Genomic DNA, 17,467 nt, shown 5'->3' on the forward strand with positions numbered 1-17,467 from the left:
CTTCGCCTTCGCTTGAGGGGGGAGCAGGACCGGGCCGTGCGGTGGCACCGCGGGGGTGTGCCGTGACGGTGGCCCGGTGCCCGGGGGCCGGCTGGCGACGCTGGCCCCCGGGAGGTGGGGAGATGTGGACGGGTGGGCCCAGGAGGCTCGGTGTCCCTGCGGGGGAACCCGGGGCCCGGGCGCCCGGCGGTTGCCGGGAGAAGGCCGGGTGCCGCCCTCAGGCGGGCCCGGTGCAGCTCCCGGCGGCTGCCGGGGACGGGTACGCGCAGGGGACGGGAGGGTCCCGCTGCTGTACCCGGGGAAGATCACGCCGACGTGGAACCGGAACCGGATCCCGGTCCGGTTTTCCGGACGGACCGATGCCCGTGCTCTAAGGGCTGCCGGGGCCCCGGAGAGGTCCGGGCCCGGGCACCGTCACACGGCGCCGCGTCTTCCCTGTGCCGGACCGCCTCGCCCCGGGGATGCCCCCCGGGGCACGGCGGAGCACCGCTTCCGTGGCGCCCGCGCGCCACGGCACTCCGCCGGCTGTCTGACAAGTCCATGCGGTGAATGGTGTGAGGTGCGCAATGATGCCGTCAAGAGTTTACGGAGATTTGATTTTTGCGGGCACTCGGGCTAGCTCGGCGGCCAGGAGACCCCGGGCGGTCCCTCACCGGCGCCCGGTGCTCGTCCGCCCCCGCGGCGCGGGCCCGGTAACAGGGCGGGATTCGTGCCCCGCGCGCCCTGTCCGGGAGCCGCCCGGGAGCGGAAGCGGAAGATGCCCCGGCCGCCCTGACCGGCCGGGCACTATGGCTTATGTCTCTTCTGTCGCTTCCGCTTCCTCCGCGCCGCCCGCCGCCCGGGACCGCGGGGTGTCCTCCCCGTCGTCGTCCCCGGTGTCCGCCGTGCCGCGGGCGGCCGCCTCCTCGCGCTCGCGGCGTTTGCGGGCGAGCTCCGCGGCCAGCCTGTCCGAATGCAGCCGCATGTCTGCCTCCGCCTTGCGGTCGAACACCATTGCCTCCCGGGTTCCGCGGTGTCGTGCCTCCTGCTGCCAGGCTGCCCCGTCACCAGGCACCTCCGCACCGCGGTGGGCGGAGGACGGTTGCCCGCACAGGCGCTCGCCCGCTCCCGTGCGCCACCTCCGCACGCCCCTGGCGGCAGGGCCCTCGTCCCGCGCCCCCTGCCGCCCTGTCTCCGACGCGCTTCCCGGAGGCCGGAGCGGTCAGGGGCGGGACCGGTAGCGGTACAGCGCCCAGCCGGGCAGCCCGAACCAGCACAGCACGAGCCACCCCACCACCCCCGCGACCAGCCAGGGCACGGCGGAGCTGTGCAGTGCCACGCGGAGGATGAGCAGCAGGGCGGACGTGACCGTGGCGAGGAGCAGCACGACCCCGGCCATGGTCAGCCGCGCGGCCCACGCGACCGTCTCGGGCTTGAGTCCGTGGCCGCTGACGATCCGGTGGAAGGAGACCGGGCCGACCAGGGCGCCGGTGGTGACCGCGCCCAGGATCACGGTGACCACGTAGATGGTGCGGCTGGTCGAGTCGAGCGTCTCGAAGCGCGGGGTGAAGACCACCATCAGCAGAAATCCGAAGAGGATCTGCACACCGGTCTGGGTGACGCGCACCTCTTGAAGCAGCTCGCTCCAGCGCCGGTCGGCGCGCTCCTCCTCGGTCTCCTGGCGCCCTGTCCCCGGAGTCCTGGGCCATCCGTCTGCTGGCATACCGTCCTCAGCCGTCACTCCGCGCCCGGGGGAAGCCTGCCCCGCGGCGCGCCCGGTCGCGTGTCCGGTGCCATTGTTCCGGGCCGGGGGGCCGGAACCGCCGTCCCGCCGCGCGGTTCTCCCCGTCTTCTGTCCGCCGCCGCCCTGCTGTCACGGAGGGTCAGGGCTTGGCCGAGTCCACCCCCGGGCGGGCCCGGCGCCACAGCCCGCGGGTGAAGTCGGGAATGTCCTGCGGCGCCCCGCCGGCGCGGATCGAGGCGTGGCTGAGCGGTACGGGGGCGCTCCAGGTGGCGGCGTCGTAGACGTCGAAATCGGGGACCAGGCCGAGGCGGAGGCACTGCACGAGGCGGAAGAGCATCAGGTAGTCCATGCCGCCGTGCCCGCCGGGCGGATCGGCGTGTTCCTTCCACAGCCAGTGGTCCCACTGCCCGTAGCGCGAGAAGTCGCCCCAGGTGTCACCGGACATCTCCGGCTCCAGGTAGATCCGGGGCGGATAGTCCTCGAAGACGCCCCGGGTGCCGCCCAGGATGTTCAGCCGGCTGTACGGGTGCGGATTGCACACCCCGTGTTCCAGCCGGATCACCCGGCCCTTCGCCGTCTGGACGAGGCTGACCGACAGGTCGGCGCTGACGTAGCTCTCCTTCCAGCTCGGGTCGCCGGGTGGCATGTGCTGGGCGCGGTACGCGGCCAGGCCCAGGGCGGGGGAGCCGAAGGTGGTGATGCGCACGGCGCGGTCGCCGCGGTTGACGTCCATGTAGTTGGCGACGGGCCCGAAGCCGTGGTTGGGGTAGAGATCACCCTTGAGCCGGGTGTGCCACCGGCGCCGCCAGGGGCCCTCGTAGTAGGTGGGGGAGAACATCAGCGCCCGCAGATCGTGCAGGTAGGCCCCCGCCCCGTGCAGCAGGTCACCGAAGAGGCCGGCGTGTGCCATGCGCAGCACCCGCATCTCGTTGCGCCCGTAGCAGCAGTTCTCCAGCTGGATGCAGTGCCGCCGGGTGCGTTCGGAGAGGTCGACCAGCTGCCACAGCTGGTCCAGCTCCATGGCGGCCGGGCATTCGACCCCGACGTGCTTGCCGCCGGTCATGGCGGCCTTGGCCATCGGGAAGTGCCATTCCCAGGGCGTGGCGACGTAGACGAAGTCGATGTCGCCGCGCTCGCAGAGCTTTTCGTAGTCGTCCTCGCCGCTGGTGTAGAGGGCGGGAGCGGGTCGGCCGGCCGCGGTGACGGCGGCCGCGACCTTCTCCGCCTTCGCCCGCACCGGGTCGCACAGCGCGCTGATGCGCACCCCGGGCAGTGCGAGGAAGAGGTCGGTCATCGCGGCGCCGCGGTTGCCCAGGCCGATGACGGCGATCCGCGCCGTGCCGCGCCGCTCGAACGGCACTCCGATCATGGTCGCGGCCCGGCGCCCGGACCCGGCCGCCGGTGCCGAGGGGGTGGCCGCCCCCGCGGCGACCGCGGATCCGCCAAGGCCCATTCCGGCCCCGGCGCCGGCGGCGCCCGCGGATTTCAGCACGAAGCGGCGGCTGATCCCGGAATTCTCCACACGGTCGTGCGGGGCTGGCTCGTGCACCGGTCCTCCTGAAGGAGTGGGGGAGCTGATGGTGAGCATGAGCTGTGCGGGAACTTCGATTAAGGACCTTGGCGGTGAGACGCACGGAGCGCAAGAGGACCGGCGGAACGTTCCTGCCGCCGCTTCCGGGGCCTGCCGCGCCGAGACCCACGGCCCGGCAGCGGGCGGGGCCGGGGCGCCCGGGCCAGGGGGATCGGGCCGGGGGGACCGGCGCCCCGCGAGGTAAGGTTTTCCGGTCCCCGGAGCCTTCGGGGGAGGAAACGATCCCGTGGCCCGGGCCGGGAGGCCCGCCACGGCCGGGAGGCCCGTCACGCCGTACCGGGCCGGCCCGGCCCTCCAGGGACGATGTCTGCGGGCGACCGCCCCCGTTCCTGCCGGCTGCGGTTCCTTCCCTTTGCCTTTCTCGTCTGTCTTTCTCGTCTTGTCTTCCTCGTCTTGTCTTCCTCGTCCTGACGGACCGGACCCGGTCCGCCCGCGCGCTCCCGCCGACCGGGTCGCGCCGAACACGACAGGTTTCTCCTCCTTTGCCTTCCTCCGTTCCCTCCCCGGCCGCGCGGCTGCGCGGTCTGCGCCCGTCCGGGCTGTCCGCGAAGCTGATGCGCACCGAGGTGCTGGCCGCGCTGGTGGTGGCGCTGGCGCTGATCCCGGAGGCGATCTCGTTCTCGGTGATCGCCGGGGTCGATCCGAGCGTGGGCCTGTTCGCCTCGTTCACCATGGCCGTCACCACCGCGGTCGTCGGCGGGCGGCCCGCGATGATCTCGGCGGCGACCGGTGCGGTCGCCCTCGTCATCGCCCCGCTCAACCGTGAGCACGGCCTCGGGTACCTGATCGCCTGCGTCCTCCTCGCCGGCGTCTTCCAGATCGCGCTGGGCGCGCTCGGCGTGGCGAAGCTGATGCGGTTCGTGCCGCGCAGCGTGGTGGTCGGCTTCGTCAACGCCCTCGCGATCCTCGTCTTCCTGGCCCAGGTGCCCGAGCTGCGGGACGTGCCCTGGCCCGTCTATCCGCTGGTCGTCGCCGGGATCGCGCTGATGGTGGGCTTCCCCAGGATCACCAAGGCTGTGCCCGCGCCGCTCGTCTCCGTCGTCATCCTCACCGTCGTCACCGTGGCCGCGGGGATCGCGGTGCCGACCGTGGGCGACCGCGGTGACCTGCCCTCCTCGCTGCCGGTGCCGGGGCTGCCCGACGTGCCGTTCACGCTGGAGACGCTGACGACCATCGCCCCCTACGCGCTGGCGATGGCCCTGGTCGGACTGATGGAGTCCCTGCTGACCGCGAAACTGGTCGACGACATCACCGACACCCGCTCCGACAAGCGGCGCGAATCGATCGGCCAGGGCATCGCCAACATCGTCACCGGTCTGCTCGGCGGCATGGGCGGCTGCGCGGTGATCGGCCAGACCATGATCAACGTACGGGTGTCCGGTGCCCGCACCCGGCTGTCGACGTTCCTCGCGGGCGTGTTCCTGCTGGTGCTGTGCGTCGTCCTCGGCCCGGTCGTCTCCGACATCCCCATGGCCGCCCTCGTCGCCGTCATGATCATGGTGTCGTTCGCCGCGTTCGACTGGCACTCCATAGCCCCGGGGACCTTGCGGCGGATGCCCGCAGGCGAGATCGCCGTCATGGTGATCACCGTCGGCTGTGTGGTCGCCACCCACAACCTCGCCGTCGGCGTGGTCGTCGGCACGCTCACCGCCCTGGCCGTCTTCGCCAAGCGCGTCGCCCAGGTCGCGGACGTCACCTCGGTGACGGACCCCGACGGCAGCCGGGTCGTCCACGTGGTGACCGGAGCGCTGTTCTTCGCCTCCGCGAACGACCTGCCCGCCCGGTTCGACTACGCGGGCGACCCGGACCGCGTCGTCATCGACCTCACCGGCGCCCCCGTCTGGGACGCCACCTCCGTCGCCGCCCTGGACGCCGTGACCGCCGGGTACGCGGCCCGCGGCAAGAGCGTGGAGCTGACCGGCATGGATCCGCGCAGCGCCGCGCTGCACGCGGACCTCTCCGGCCGACTCGCCGCCGACGCGTCCTGAACCCTCGCCTTCCCGCCCGCGAGTGCCGCGTACGGTGAGTGCGCGGACGCTCGCGGGAGGTGAGGGATGAGGGTGTGCGGTGTGAGGCCGGGCATAGGGCCCACGTCACGTACGAGGGGGCTTAGTACGCCACCGAACCACCCCCATGCGGGCAAATTGGACAGCTATAAGGCGGTAGGCACCCCCGCGCGGGGTGCGGGGGACCACGAGGTGGCGTAGTAGGTCACACCTTTGCCAGGGCGATTTCCCGCCGCTAACAATTGCTGAAGTCGCAACGGCGCCGTCGATCGAGACGCGGCGCTTTTTTCGCGCCGCTCCTGGCCACTGCGACCTACGCGATTGGGAAGAGGTTCATCTCCGCATGCGCTCCACGATCTTCAGCTCCGCCCGTCTGACCAAGGCCCACAAGTTCTCCGCCGCCGGCGTCGCCGCCGCGGGTGCGGCCGCCCTGGCGTTCACCGCCGTCCCCGGTGGCGCGTCCGAGACCGGTACCCAGGCCGCCGCCGTCCAGCCGGTCGCGTGGAGCACCGAGGACGTCCAGGGTCAGCTGGGCAAGCAGTCGGAGACCGCCGCGAAGGTCGCGAAGACCGAGACCGAGGCCAAGAAGAAGGCCGACGCCGAGGCGAAGGCCAAGGCGGACAAGGAGCGCGCCGAGAAGCAGGCCGCGAGCCGCTCCGAGGCCCGCAAGCCGGTCCAGGCCGCCCCCGCCAAGGCCCCGGCCGCGGCGAAGAAGGCCTACGCCGACAACCTGGACGGCTGGATCAGCGAGGCCCTGGACATCATGAAGGCCAAGGGCATCCCCGGCTCGCACGAGGGCATCAAGCGCAACATCATGCGTGAGTCGACCGGCAAGCCCGACACGGTCAACACCTGGGACTCCAACGCCGCCAAGGGCACCCCCTCCAAGGGCCTGCTCCAGATGATCGACCCGACCTTCAAGGCGTTCCACGTCGAGGGCACGTCCACCGACATCTTCGACCCGGTCGCCAACATCGCCGCCGCCTGCAACTACGCGGCCAAGACCTACGGCTCGATGGACAACGTCAACTCCGCGTACTAAAAAACCGGAGCGCTTCTCCTGAAGGGCCCGGGGCGCCGTCTCCTGTGCACGCCCACAGCACGAGCCCCAGGCAGCTGAACGCGGCACCCAGTGCGCAGACGGCGCCCCACCCGGCCACCGTGTAAAGGGAGGTCGCGGCGAGGGCGCCGGTGGCGCTGCCGATCGAGTAGAACACCATGTACCCGCCGATCAGCCGGCTGCCCGCGTCCGGGTGCAGTGCGTAGATCAGGGTCTGGTTGGTGACGTGGACCGCCTGCACGGCGAGGTCGAGAAGGATCACCCCGAGGCCCAGGGCCCAGAGCGAGCTGCGGGCGAAGGCCAGCGGCAGCCACGAGACGGCGAGCAGTGCCAGGGCGATGCCGGTGGTCCGCCGGGAGAGCCCGCGGTCGTTCAGCCGGCCCGCCGCGGTCGCGGCCAGGGCACCGGCGACACCGATCAGCCCCAGCGCCCCGATCGCACTGTGGGACAGGAAGTACGGGGCCGCGCTGAGCGGCAGCGCGACGCTGCTCCACAGGGTGCTGAAGGCGGCGAAGACCAGCAGACCGAACAGGGCCCGGAGCCGCAGCAGCCGTTCCGTCGCGAACAGGGTGACCGTGGAGCGCAGCAGTTGCCCGTAGCGCAGGGTCGCGGGCGGAGCGTCACTGCGGTGCGGCAGCACCCGGTACAGCACCAGGGCGAGCAGCGCGGTGAGCGACGCCGAGGCGAGGTAGACGGAGCGCCAGCCCGCGAGATCGGCCATGAGGCCGGAGGCGGTGCGGGCGAGCAGGATGCCGATGACCACGCCGCCGGTGACCAGACCGACGACCCGCCCGCGCCCGGCGGGAGGGGCCAGCGATGCCGCGAAGGCGACCAGCGTCTGCGTGACGACCGCGAGAAGCCCCGTCGCGGCCACGCCCGCGAGCAGGATCGCCGCCGTCCGCGCGGTGGCCACCACGGCCAGCGCCACCACCAGGAGCAGTAACTGGGCCACGACGAGCCGCCTGCGGTCGGCCACGTCGCCCAGCGGCACGAGGAAGAAGAGCCCCAGCCCGTATCCGACATGCGTGAGGGTGACCACGCCGCCGACGACTGCCGGGCTCATGCCGAGGTCATGGCCCATGGTCACCAGGAGCGGCTGGGAGAAGTAGACATTGGCCACCGCGGCCCCGCAGGCGACGGCGAACAGGATGACGACGCCGCGGGAGAGGACGAAGGCGGAAGCTTCCCCGCTCCGCCCCTCGGCCGGTCGTGACACAGCTTCAGGGTTGTCGGGCATCGGCACTCCTCCGGCTATCTGGTTGCAACTTGCTACCAGAGGTGACGCTAACTTTTTTGGTAGCATGTTGCAACCGTCGTGAGAGTGAGGGACGCCGTGGTGAGCAGGACGCGCTTCGACGACAGCGAATGCCCCGTCGCCCGGTCGGTGGACGCGATCGGCGACTGGTGGTCCCTGCTGATCGTGCGGGACGCCTTCGACGGAAGCCGGCGCTTCGGGGAGTTCCAGCGCAGCCTCGGCGTGGCGAAGAACATCCTCACCGCGCGACTGCGCACCCTCGTCGCCGGCGGCGTCCTCGCCTCCGCCCCCGCCTCGGACGGCAGCGCCTACCGCGAGTACGTCCTGACGCCCAAGGGCAAGGCGCTCTTCCCCGTCATCGTGGCCCTGCGGCAATGGGGCGAAGAGAACTTCTTCGCCCCCGGCGAACCCCACTCACAACTCGTCGACTGCCGGGCAGGGCAGCGCCTCCGCCCACTGGAGGTGCTGTCCGCGGACGGGCGGCGGCTGGACCCCGACGACACCACCGTCCACAAGACCTCCACCCGGTGACCTGAGCCGGGGACCCGGCGCATCCGAGCGCCACCGACCTCGCGGGCCGCACGGTCGTGGCCGTGCCGACGCCGCCCCCTGGCTGACACCGAACGCCCCGTGCTACGAAGAGTCATGCGCGCAGCCGAATCGTTCAGCCGAGCTGTGTACGACGCCGTCATCGTCGGCGGTGGCCACAACGGACTGGTCGCCGCCGCCTACCTCGCCCGGGCAGGCCGCTCCGTCCTCGTCCTGGAGCGCCTTCCGGGCACCGGGGGAGCGGCCGTCTCCACCCGCCCCTTCGCCGGAGTGGACGCCCGGCTGTCCCGCTACGCGTACCTGGTGTCCCTGCTGCCCGAGACGATCGTGCGCGACCTCGGGCTGCGTTTCGCCGTGCGCAAGCGCACCGTCTCCAGCTACACGCCGACGGTCCGCGAGGGCGGGCCCACCGGTCTGCTGGTGGGCTGCGGACCCGACCGCACCCGCGCGTCGTTCGCCCGCCTGACAGGCTCGGAGCGCGAGTACGCGTCGTGGCAGCGCTTCCACGCCCGGATCCGCCGCACGGCCGAGCGCGTCTTCCCGACCCTGACCGAACCCCTGCCGACCCGCGCCGAGTTGCGCGCGAGGATCGGCGACGACGAGACCTGGCGGATGCTGTTCGAAGAACCCATCGGCGTCGCCGTCGAGGAGAACTTCACGGACGACCTGGTCCGCGGCATCGTCCTCACGGACGCGCTGATCGGCACCTTCGCCGACGCCCACGACCCGTCCCTGGTGCAGAACCGCTGCTTCCTCTACCACGTGATCGGCGGAGGCACCGGGGACTGGGACGTGCCCGTGGGCGGGATGGGCACGCTCACCGACGCCCTCGCGGACGCCGCGCGCGCCGCCGGCGCGGAGATCGTCACCGGCCACGAGGCGATCCGCGTCGGCACGGACGGGACGTCAGCCGAGGTCGCCTACCGCACCCCCCTCCGCGAAGGCACCGTCGCCGCCGGCAAGGTCCTGGTGAACGCCTCCCCGCACGCCCTCGCCGCGCTGCTCGGAGAGGAACCCCCGGCCGCCGCGGAGGGAGCGCAGCTCAAGGTCAACATGCTGCTGCGACGCCTGCCGCGGTTGCGCGACCACACCGTCGATCCGCGCCAGGCGTTCGCGGGGACGTTCCACATCGCCGAGGGATACGGACAGCTGGCGGCGGCCTACGCGCAGGCCGCTGCCGGACGACTGCCCGAAGCGCCACCGTCCGAGATCTACTGCCACTCGCTGACGGACCCGTCCATCCTCGGCCCGGAACTCGCCGCCCAGGGTTACCAGACCCTGACCCTCTTCGGACTGCACGCCCCCGCACGCCTTTTCACGGGGCGACACGATGCGGCCCGTGCCGCCCTGCTGAGGGCCACGCTCGCCGAACTCGACGCGCACCTGGAGGAACCGATCGAGGACTGCCTGGCCGTCGACGAGAACGGCCGGCCCTGCATCGAGGCCAAGACCCCGCTCGACCTGGAACACGATCTGCGGCTGCCCGGCGGCCACATCTTCCACGGCGATCTGACCTTCCCTCACACGCACGGGTCGACGGGCCGCTGGGGCGTCGAAACCGCCCACCCCAACGTGCTCCTGTGCGGCGCGGGCGCGGTCCGGGGCGGCGGCGTCAGCGGAATCCCGGGCCACAACGCGGCGATGGCGGCACTGGGGCGGTGAGGCCGGCAGGGTGCACAGCCGGACCACGCAGGCCGATCAGCCCGACCGAGCGCGAGGAACCGGCACGGCAGCGGTGGCGGAACGGGAGCCGCCGGGCGCGTGCACGCCAAGAAAACGGCTCCATCACTGTCTGTCTCCGGGATCCGGAGGGCGACGATGCGGCCTCAGACCACCACCGCCCGGTGCCTGACCACCGCGTCGAAGAAGAACCCCTGGTCGTTGGGGACCGCCCGCTCCGGCTGCGTACGCCCCGCGGTGTCCGTGGCACGGGCCAGCAGCTCGGTGCGGCCCGCGGTCTCCGGCCGCCACGGGGCGCTCCAGCGGGTCCAGCCGCCCGGACGCGGCCCGTCGTGCAGCCGCGCCGGTCGCCACGACGCCCCGCCGTCCGTACTCACCTCCACCGCCCGGATCCCGCCGGCCCCCGACCACGAACGCCCCGTCAGCCGGTGCTGCCGCCCGGCGGCGAAAACCGCCTCCGGCCCCAGCTCGAAAGCGCTGCGCACCGGCTGACGGGTGATCGGGGCACTGCCCTCAGGCCCGTGGGCGCGGCCGAGGAGCCGGTAGAAGACGGTGTTCCACGCGGAGAACAGCGGCTCGTCCGCGACCTCGATGTCACCCACCCACTTCACCGACGCTATCCCCGCCCAGGACGGCACCACCACCCGTACCGGCCTGCCGTGGTCGTACGGCAGCGGCTCACCGTTCATCTCGTAGGCCAGCAGCACGTCCTCCAGGGCCTTCGTGAGGGGGATGGGTCTGCGCACCTGCCCGTGGTTCCGCCCCGCGCTGGTGAACTCCGCGTCCAGGCCGCGCGGCATCACGTCCACCGCGTGCCGCCCCACCCCGGCCAGGTGCAGCACGTCCGCCAGCCGCGCCCCCCGCCAGCGGGCGGCCCCGATCGCGCCCAACGTCCACGGCGTGCCGGTCACGCGGTCGCCCTGCTGGGTGGCGAAGTAACTGCGCCCGTTGCCCGCGCACTCCATGCAGGCGCTGAGGGTGACGGCGGGCAGCGCCCGCAGATCGCCGTAGGAGAACTCCACCGGCCCGCCGCGCAACCCGCTGCCCCACACCTTCAGGCGCCAGGTCTGCGGGCTCAACAGGGGCGTCACGGTGTGGTTGCGCACGAAGAACCGGTCGACCGGCGTGTGGTAGCCGGTGCCGCGCAACGCCTGCCAGTTCGTCTCCGCGTTGGTGTCCCGCACCGTCAGCAGCTCGGGCGGCAGGGGCTTGACGATCCCCGCCGCGCCGCCGTCCGCGGCGAGGGCGGGGACCGAGGAGCCCAGGACCGCCGCGGCGCCGCCGGCACCCAGCAGTCTGAGCACCGTGCGCCGCGAAGGCCCCGGCCCGGTGTCCCGGGCCGCTCCGGTGAGCCACTGCCGCAGTCGGTGGCGGTCGTAGGCATGCTCCTGAGCGGCGCTCCCGAAAGACAACGGCCTGTCTCCTTCTGAAACAAGGGCAGCACGGACACACCGCCACACCGTAGGGTGCCGACCCCGCGGGAAACAGAGGGGTTTCCAGCCGCAGGCGCCGCCGGGGCCTGCTTGCCGGTGCCCCCCCCCGGGGAGGGCGGCCGACCGGAACCCTGCCTCGCGGGTCTGATTGCTCCACCGGGTGGGTAGTACCTATATATCCTGCAAAATGACCATGGATGTGCCCCGGGGGGACCCATGAGCGACGCGCCCGACGGCCTGGACCACACTCCGGCCCCCGACCATCTCCTGCAGATCGCCTCCGGCTACATGGCGGCGAAGGTCCTCCTCGTCGCTGCCGGCCTCGGCCTCTTCACCGAACTGGCCGAAGGCCCCCTCGGCGCCGACGAACTGCGCTCCCGGCTGGAGCTCCACCCCCGCGCCGCCCGCGACTTCCTCGACACCCTCGTCGCGCTCGGCGCCCTGCGCCGCACCCCCGACACCCCGGACGCCCCGGGCCTGTACTCCAACACCCCCGCCACCGACCACTACCTCGTCCGCGGCCGCCCCGCCTACCTGGGCGGACTCCTGGAGATGAGCGACACCAGGATGTACGCGCTGTGGGGAAGCCTGGAGACGGCCCTGCGTACCGGCGAGCCGCAGAACGAGATCACAACCGGCGAAGAAGGCATGTACGCGGCCCTCTACCGCGACCCCGATCGCCTCACCGCCTTCCAACAGGCCATGACCGGCCTGTCCATGGGCTCCGCCCACGCCCTCGCCGAGACGGTCGACTGGCGGCCGTACCGCACCGTCGCCGACATCGGCTGCGCCGAAGGCGCCGTACTGACCCATCTCCTCCGGCGCCACCCCCACTTGCGCGGCACGGGCTTCGACCTCCCCGCGGTGGCCCCCGGCTTCCACCGCCGCGTCCAGGACACCGGCCTCGCCGGGCGGCTCTCCTTCACCGCCGGCGACTTCTTCACCGACCCGCTGCCCCGGGCGGACGTGCTGATCCTCGGGCACATCCTCAGCGGCTGGGCCCTGCCCAAGGCCAAGTCCCTGTTGCGCAAGGCGTACGAGGCGCTGCCGGACGGCGGCACCCTCATCATCTACGAGACCCTCCTGGACGACGCACGCCGGGAGAACATCCAGGGGCTGCTGATGAGCCTCACCATGCTCCTGGAAACACCCGGCGGCTTCGAGTACACCGGTGCCGACTGCCGCGCGTGGCTGGCGGACGCCGGATTCCGCGAGAGCCGGGTGCGGCACCTGGCCGGACCCGAATCGATGGTGATCGCCGGCAAATGACCGCCGGCGGCAGCCGGCCGTGCCCGGCGGTCAGGGCGCGGCCGCCCCCGCCGGGCCGGGGCGCATGAACTCCACCAGGCGCGCGAAACTGTCGCCCCCGTGCCCGGCGGCGACCGCCCGCCCGATCAGATCCCGGATCAGCTCCGGCATGCCGGAGCTGATCCCGCGGAGCTCGCCGGCATGGACCAGAATCTCCACCGTCCTGCGGTGGAGCTCCAAGGGAAACTCGCCCCCGGCGTACCGTCCGGCGTCGACCTGCGGCGCGTGGGCGCTCATGAAGCGGCCGACGGTGTCCAGCCACCGCCCGGCCACCTCGGTGTACACCGCCGCGGGCACGCCGCCGCCGGGCCCGTCCGCGCCCAGGAGCGCCACCCCGTGCAGCCACCCGGTCAACGCCGACCACAGCAGACCCAGCAGCGCCGTGTCGTACACCGACGGCAGGGCGGGGTCCGCCCCCAGGTACACCGGGTCGCCCAGGGCGGCGAGCACCCGGCGGCTGTCCTCGAAGTCCGCCCGCGATCCGGCGTAGAGCTGCATGAAGGCCGGGTCACCGATACCGGAGGGGGTCGCCATGACCGCCCCGTCGAGGTACTTCACCCGCCGGCCCTCGGCCCACGCGGCCGTCTTCCGCGCCGCGGGGGGCGAGCCGGAGGTGAGATTGACCAGGGTGCGACCCGTGAGATCGACCCCGGGCAGGCCGAGCACCTCCTCGACGGCGTCGTGGTCCGACACGCACACCACCACCAGCGGGCTCGCGGCCACGGCCTCGGCGGCCGACGCCGTCCGCACCGCTCCCCGGTCCGCGAGGGCCTCCGCCGGACCCGGCGTACGGTTCCACACGGCCGTCCGGTGCCCGGCGCCGACGAACGCCCCGGCCAGTGCCGACCCCATCGCCCCCAGACCGAGAACGGTCACCTCGGTGCCCATGGTTCCCCCTGAAACTCGCGGAATGGGCGAATGGTCAGTTACTCGCCCTTCTCATGACTTCCCTCGCAGGTCTCCGCCACGCATTCCCGGGGAAAGCGGACCTTCTCCACCCCCGCCGCCCCGCCCTCCGACTCCGGCGAAGACGGCCGCTACGGTACCTACCGATCTTGAGACGGGCCCCGGGCGGGGACCCGGAGTGAAAGGAACACCCCCATGCTCGCGGCAGCCGAGGACGAGATGCACGACGAGTTCTTCCCCTTCGTCGAGGCACCGGCAGACGGCTCCCGCTGGCAGGCCCCCACCGACCTCGAGCAGTACCTGTACAAACTGACCCGCGCCGACAACGCCTACGCCTACCTGCGCACCCTCGCCATCGAGGGCGTGTACTACCCGGTGCGTCTCGACGAGGCGCAGGCGGCCGGCGAGGACACCCACCCCGTGCTGACCACGCGAACCCCCGACGGGCGCACCGTCGCCCAGGTCTACACCTCCGGCCTGCTGCCCCGCCCGCACCCCGTCCTGGTCTACGAGCACGCCACCCTCGGCGCACTCGCGCAGATCCTGCCCGACGAGGTCGACATCCTCGCCGTCAATCCGGCCACCCCGTGCGAGCAGTACTTCGGGACCGGCGACGAGGAGCGGGAGGCATGGCTGGACCTGCACCACGAACTCTTCTCCCCCGACGCCCTGATGGACCGCGTGGTCACCCGCCGCACCGGCGCACCCGCCCCCGGGCTGCTCCTGCACGGCCTGGCCCTGGGCGCCCACCTGTGCTTCCGCAACGGCGACGCGTGGAACACCGCGCACTGGCACGGCATGGGCTACCGGGGCGAGCGCGAGCGCATCGCCGACTCCTGGGGCGTCCACGACCGCCAGGACTGGCTCGGCATCCAGCGAAGGCTCCTCGACGGCGAGGTCAGCCCCTGGTACTGGGACTTCGTCCTGGGCGCCCGCACCGCCCTGACCCGCGCCCGTGGCGGGGGGCCCGCCGACCCCGGACAGTGGCGCGAGACCGTCGAATCGACCCTGCGCGCCCGCGCCGGGGAGACCGGAACCACCGACGACGACCGCGAGTTCGCCGGTTTCGTGGCCCACCTGCGCGACCTGGTGGGCAAGATCCTGCGCTACGAGGCCCGCTTCCGCGCCGACGGGCTCCTGCCGCCCGACGGCACCGTCCGCACCGTCGCCGCCTGGGACATCGGCCGCGCCTCCAAGATGGCCCGCTGGGGCAGGGGCGCCCGCTACGCGACCGAGACCGAGATGCGCTCAGCGATCGAGAGCGCCTCCGCGGCCGCCCGGGCGGCGTACGGCACATGGGAGGAGTTCTCCGCCGGGTACATCCTGGGGCGCTGTCTGCACTTCGACGAGGAGCGCTTCGGCACCTGGTACACCACGGTCCTCCACGCGCACCGCGAACTGACCACCGACCCGGACAGCCCCTGGCGGACCGTGCCGTTCACCGGGGCCGCCTGACCTGCCGGGCAGGCGGTCACCCGCCGGAACGCCGGGCTCAGCCCCGCGGCCGGGCGTCACCCACATGACACACCCGGAACCCGATCCCCGCCCCGCGCAACCGCTCGATCAGCGCATCCCCCATGGCCGCTGCCGCCGTCACCTGGCCCGCCGTCTCCGGCAGCTCGTCCAGGGCCAGGCACAAGGACGCCTCCGCCAGCATCTTCGCCGTCTCCCCGTACCCCGGGTCACCTCCGCTGACCTCGGTGAACGCCCGCCGTCCGCCGCCTTCGCCCACCGCCCGCACCTGGAACCAGGCCCGCTCCCGTACCTCCGGCCCCGGCCCCCTGCCCGGCTCGTAACGGGCACTCAGCCAGGACCGGACGGCGGGCACCTGCGCGGCAGCCGCCAGCGCACCCACTCCCACCGGCCCCGCCAGCGCCACCGGCAGCGTCTTCACCGACGCGTAGTGCCGGTAGCGGAAATCGGGACCGTACCGGTCGAGGGACGCGGCCGACCGGCGCACGACCTGGGGGTCGATGGTGGGCAGGGGCAGCGCCCACGTCCCCGTCTCCCGGCTGAACCGCGGTGCCCCCAGCGGCGCCCGCACCCGCCTTCCGGCCGGCGCCGGCTCGTACCGGCGGCGCTCCCGGGCCGCGGCCCTCGCCTGCCGCTGCCGGGCCAGAATCGCCAGGGAGGTGACCAGCGTGCCACCCGAAATACGCCCCGACGACCGCACGAACCCGTCGACCGTCAGCGGCACCCCTTCCGGCAACTGCTGGACGTTGAAGTACACGGACAGGTCGTGCGGCAGCGCGTCGAAACCACAGGCGTGCACGATCCGCGCACCACTGCGGCGCGCCCGCTCGTCGTACCGCATCCACATCAGGTCCACGAACTCCGCCTCACCGGTCAGATCCGTGTAGTCGGTACCGGCCTCCGCGCACGCGGCCACCAGTTCCTCCCCGTACCAGAGGTACGGGCCGACGGTCGAAGCGACGACCCGGGCGGACTCGGCGAGTGCCCGCATCGCCGCCCGGTCACCCGCGTCGGCCCGGACCACGTCCACCTTCGCGGCCCGGTCCGGGTCGAGGACGGCCAAGCGCTCCCGCAACCGCTCCAGCTTCGCCGTGCCGCGCCCGGCGAGCGCCCACCGGCACCCCTGGGGAGCATGCGTCAGCAGGTACTCGGCGGTGAGCTCGCCGACGAACCCCGTCGCCCCGAAGAGCACGACGTCGTAAGTCCGCTCGGACGGCTTCTGCCTGTTCATCGGTCGGTCCTCCAGAGGCTCGGGTCAGGGCCCGCGGACCCCGTGACGGTCCGCGGAACCCCGAAGGGGATTCTCCCGGGTGCGCCCGGAAACCGGGCACACCCCGTGCGGCGGCCCGCACGGAGTGCGGGCCGCCGTTGCGAACACGGCGGCCCGTGTACTCCTTCTGCCGCTCAGGCGCGCCGGGTGTACCAGGCGCCCAGGCCGTCGCAGCCGGTCGCGTTGTAGGTGGTGCTGCGGTAGCCGGGCGGAATGGGCGAACCGGGGCAGGTCCAGATGCCGTCGCGGACGAGCTGGTGGAACCAGGCGCCGATGCCCTGGCATCCGGTGCGGTTGTAGCCGGTGGTGACGTAGCCGGGCGGGATGGGGGAGCCGGCGCAGGTCCAGGTCCGGTCCTTGGCGAGCTTGTGGCGCCACTGGCCGATGCCGTTGCAGCCGGCGCGGTCGTAGTCGGTGATGACGTACCCGGACACGATGGGCGAGCCCGAGCAGGTCCAGATGCCGTCCCGCACGGGTTCCTGGTACCAGGAACCCGCACCCTGGCACCCGGTGCGGTCGTACGCGGTGATGACGTGCCCGTCCGGGATCGGGGCCCCCGAACACGCCCACTTGCCGCGGGCCTTCGCCGCCGGCTCCGCCGCGGCGGCGGAGCCCGTGGCCGCGCCGGCGAGCACGGCCACCATCAGCCCTATCGCCGCGAGAACCGAGGCGATCCGGCCGCGGACGGAGGCCGCCATGACACCACTACGCAGGTGTCGCATCGATCTGTCCAACTCACCAGTCCTGTCTTCTCACTTGCTTCACCGCTGTCGGTGCACAAGGACACCGGACGGCGGCCCGGAAGTCACCCCTGCCCGGCCCGGATGTGAGAAGAGCGTCACGCTCCGCAAACAGCGCTCGTGCCGGGGCGAACCTGGTATGACTCCCTTGCAGCCCGCTCCGCGCCCCGGTGCCGGCGGTGCGGCCCGCACCCCTCCTGACCTCGGGCGGAACCGGAGCACTCCGCAGGCTTGGCAGCCGGCCTGATGCCGGGCGGAGCGCCCGCCAACCTGACGGGTCGTCTGTTCCGCCCCCGGGAACCGGCGGTGCGCGGCAGTCAGGGTGCACCGCCCCCGGCACCCGACACCCGGCCCCCTTCCGCCGCCTGCCCCGCACGCCGGGCGCCCCCGAACGCGCGGCGCAGCCGGAACGCACCCGCCCGGGCCGAATGCCCATGCACGAACCGGTGGGGGCCGACCGTTCCGGTGGCTGC

At 72.8% G+C, this 17,467-nt stretch carries 14 protein-coding genes; 6 read left to right on the forward strand and 8 right to left on the reverse strand.

Annotated features, from left to right (window positions below; translation table 11 throughout):
• Positions 1-793: 793 nt before the first annotated feature.
• The 3 genes from ABZ951_RS02150 to ABZ951_RS02160 form a co-directional block, all read right to left on the reverse strand.
• The gene (locus ABZ951_RS02150) at positions 794-964 is read right to left on the reverse strand and encodes a hypothetical protein (protein WP_344084688.1); all 171 of its coding nucleotides are present in this window, start codon (positions 962-964) and stop codon (positions 794-796) included.
• 237 nt (positions 965-1,201) lie between these two features.
• Entirely contained in the window at positions 1,202-1,702 is a 501-nt protein-coding gene (locus ABZ951_RS02155; RefSeq protein ID WP_344084685.1) for a DUF6328 family protein, read from the reverse strand.
• A gap of 160 nt (positions 1,703-1,862) precedes the next feature.
• Positions 1,863-3,272 carry a Gfo/Idh/MocA family oxidoreductase gene (locus ABZ951_RS02160; protein WP_344084682.1) on the reverse strand — a complete coding sequence of 470 codons (1,410 nt, stop codon included), beginning with the start codon at positions 3,270-3,272 and terminating at the stop codon, positions 1,863-1,865.
• A 524-nt stretch (positions 3,273-3,796) separates the two neighbouring features.
• Here ABZ951_RS02160 and ABZ951_RS02165 point away from each other — a divergent pair.
• Positions 3,797-5,302 carry a SulP family inorganic anion transporter gene (locus ABZ951_RS02165; protein ID WP_344084679.1) on the forward strand — a complete coding sequence of 502 codons (1,506 nt, stop codon included), beginning with the start codon at positions 3,797-3,799 and terminating at the stop codon, positions 5,300-5,302.
• A 361-nt stretch (positions 5,303-5,663) separates the two neighbouring features.
• Entirely contained in the window at positions 5,664-6,362 is a 699-nt protein-coding gene (locus tag ABZ951_RS02170) for a transglycosylase SLT domain-containing protein (protein ID WP_344084677.1), read from the forward strand.
• Here ABZ951_RS02170 and ABZ951_RS02175 read toward each other — a convergent pair.
• A complete protein-coding gene (locus ABZ951_RS02175) occupies positions 6,346-7,623 on the reverse strand; it encodes an MFS transporter (RefSeq protein ID WP_344084674.1) in 1,278 nt (425 codons plus the stop codon). The two genes, ABZ951_RS02170 and ABZ951_RS02175, sit on opposite strands and share 17 nt — an antisense overlap.
• A 90-nt stretch (positions 7,624-7,713) precedes the next feature.
• On the opposite strand from ABZ951_RS02175, the gene ABZ951_RS02180 reads away from it, so the two are divergent.
• Positions 7,714-8,166 carry a helix-turn-helix domain-containing protein gene (locus ABZ951_RS02180; RefSeq protein WP_344084671.1) on the forward strand — a complete coding sequence of 151 codons (453 nt, stop codon included), beginning with the start codon at positions 7,714-7,716 and terminating at the stop codon, positions 8,164-8,166.
• Positions 8,167-8,280: 114 nt separating this feature from the next.
• Complete coding sequence (locus ABZ951_RS02185) at positions 8,281-9,846, forward strand: NAD(P)/FAD-dependent oxidoreductase (RefSeq protein ID WP_344084668.1); 1,566 nt, start codon at positions 8,281-8,283, stop codon at positions 9,844-9,846.
• Positions 9,847-10,010: 164 nt separating this feature from the next.
• On the opposite strand, the gene ABZ951_RS02190 is transcribed toward ABZ951_RS02185, so the two are convergent.
• Positions 10,011-11,276, reverse strand: a complete 1,266-nt coding sequence (locus tag ABZ951_RS02190) for a sulfite oxidase (protein WP_361278569.1) — start codon at positions 11,274-11,276, stop codon at positions 10,011-10,013.
• 237 nt (positions 11,277-11,513) lie between these two features.
• Here ABZ951_RS02190 and ABZ951_RS02195 point away from each other — a divergent pair, with 237 nt between their 5' ends.
• Complete coding sequence (locus ABZ951_RS02195) at positions 11,514-12,566, forward strand: methyltransferase (protein WP_344084663.1); 1,053 nt, start codon at positions 11,514-11,516, stop codon at positions 12,564-12,566.
• 30 nt (positions 12,567-12,596) lie between these two features.
• Here the strand turns inward: ABZ951_RS02195 and ABZ951_RS02200 are convergent, their stop codons facing one another.
• Entirely contained in the window at positions 12,597-13,493 is an 897-nt protein-coding gene (locus tag ABZ951_RS02200) for an NAD(P)-binding domain-containing protein (protein ID WP_344084660.1), read from the reverse strand.
• A 213-nt stretch (positions 13,494-13,706) separates the two neighbouring features.
• On the opposite strand from ABZ951_RS02200, the gene ABZ951_RS02205 reads away from it, so the two are divergent.
• Positions 13,707-14,966 (forward strand): DUF1266 domain-containing protein, encoded by a 1,260-nt coding sequence (locus tag ABZ951_RS02205; RefSeq protein WP_344084656.1) that lies wholly within the window; start codon positions 13,707-13,709, stop codon positions 14,964-14,966.
• A 37-nt stretch (positions 14,967-15,003) separates the two neighbouring features.
• Here ABZ951_RS02205 and ABZ951_RS02210 read toward each other — a convergent pair whose 3' ends face one another.
• The gene (locus ABZ951_RS02210; protein ID WP_344084653.1) at positions 15,004-16,215 is read right to left on the reverse strand and encodes a saccharopine dehydrogenase NADP-binding domain-containing protein; all 1,212 of its coding nucleotides are present in this window, start codon (positions 16,213-16,215) and stop codon (positions 15,004-15,006) included.
• Between the two features lie 173 nt (positions 16,216-16,388).
• The gene (locus ABZ951_RS02215) at positions 16,389-16,952 is read right to left on the reverse strand and encodes a hypothetical protein (protein WP_344084650.1); all 564 of its coding nucleotides are present in this window, start codon (positions 16,950-16,952) and stop codon (positions 16,389-16,391) included.
• Positions 16,953-17,467: the final 515 nt, after the last annotated feature.

The organism is Streptomyces sp. NPDC046215 (assembly GCF_040646215.1).
In the GTDB taxonomy this organism is placed as follows: domain Bacteria; phylum Actinomycetota; class Actinomycetes; order Streptomycetales; family Streptomycetaceae; genus Streptomyces; species Streptomyces stramineus.

Excerpts from the sequence above, each read along its gene's own strand:
- ABZ951_RS02150 (WP_344084688.1), bottom strand. The coding sequence starts at position 964 with ATGCGGCTGCATTCGGACAGGCTGGCCGCGGAGCTCGCCCGCAAACGC.
- ABZ951_RS02155 (WP_344084685.1), bottom strand. The coding sequence starts at position 1,702 with ATGCCAGCAGACGGATGGCCCAGGACTCCGGGGACAGGGCGCCAGGAG.
- ABZ951_RS02170 (WP_344084677.1), top strand. The coding sequence starts at position 5,664 with ATGCGCTCCACGATCTTCAGCTCCGCCCGTCTGACCAAGGCCCACAAG.
- ABZ951_RS02185 (WP_344084668.1), top strand. The coding sequence starts at position 8,281 with ATGCGCGCAGCCGAATCGTTCAGCCGAGCTGTGTACGACGCCGTCATC.
- ABZ951_RS02195 (WP_344084663.1), top strand. The coding sequence starts at position 11,514 with ATGAGCGACGCGCCCGACGGCCTGGACCACACTCCGGCCCCCGACCAT.
- ABZ951_RS02200 (WP_344084660.1), bottom strand. The coding sequence starts at position 13,493 with ATGGGCACCGAGGTGACCGTTCTCGGTCTGGGGGCGATGGGGTCGGCA.
- ABZ951_RS02205 (WP_344084656.1), top strand. The coding sequence starts at position 13,707 with ATGCTCGCGGCAGCCGAGGACGAGATGCACGACGAGTTCTTCCCCTTC.
- ABZ951_RS02210 (WP_344084653.1), bottom strand. The coding sequence starts at position 16,215 with ATGAACAGGCAGAAGCCGTCCGAGCGGACTTACGACGTCGTGCTCTTC.
- ABZ951_RS02215 (WP_344084650.1), bottom strand. The coding sequence starts at position 16,952 with ATGGCGGCCTCCGTCCGCGGCCGGATCGCCTCGGTTCTCGCGGCGATA.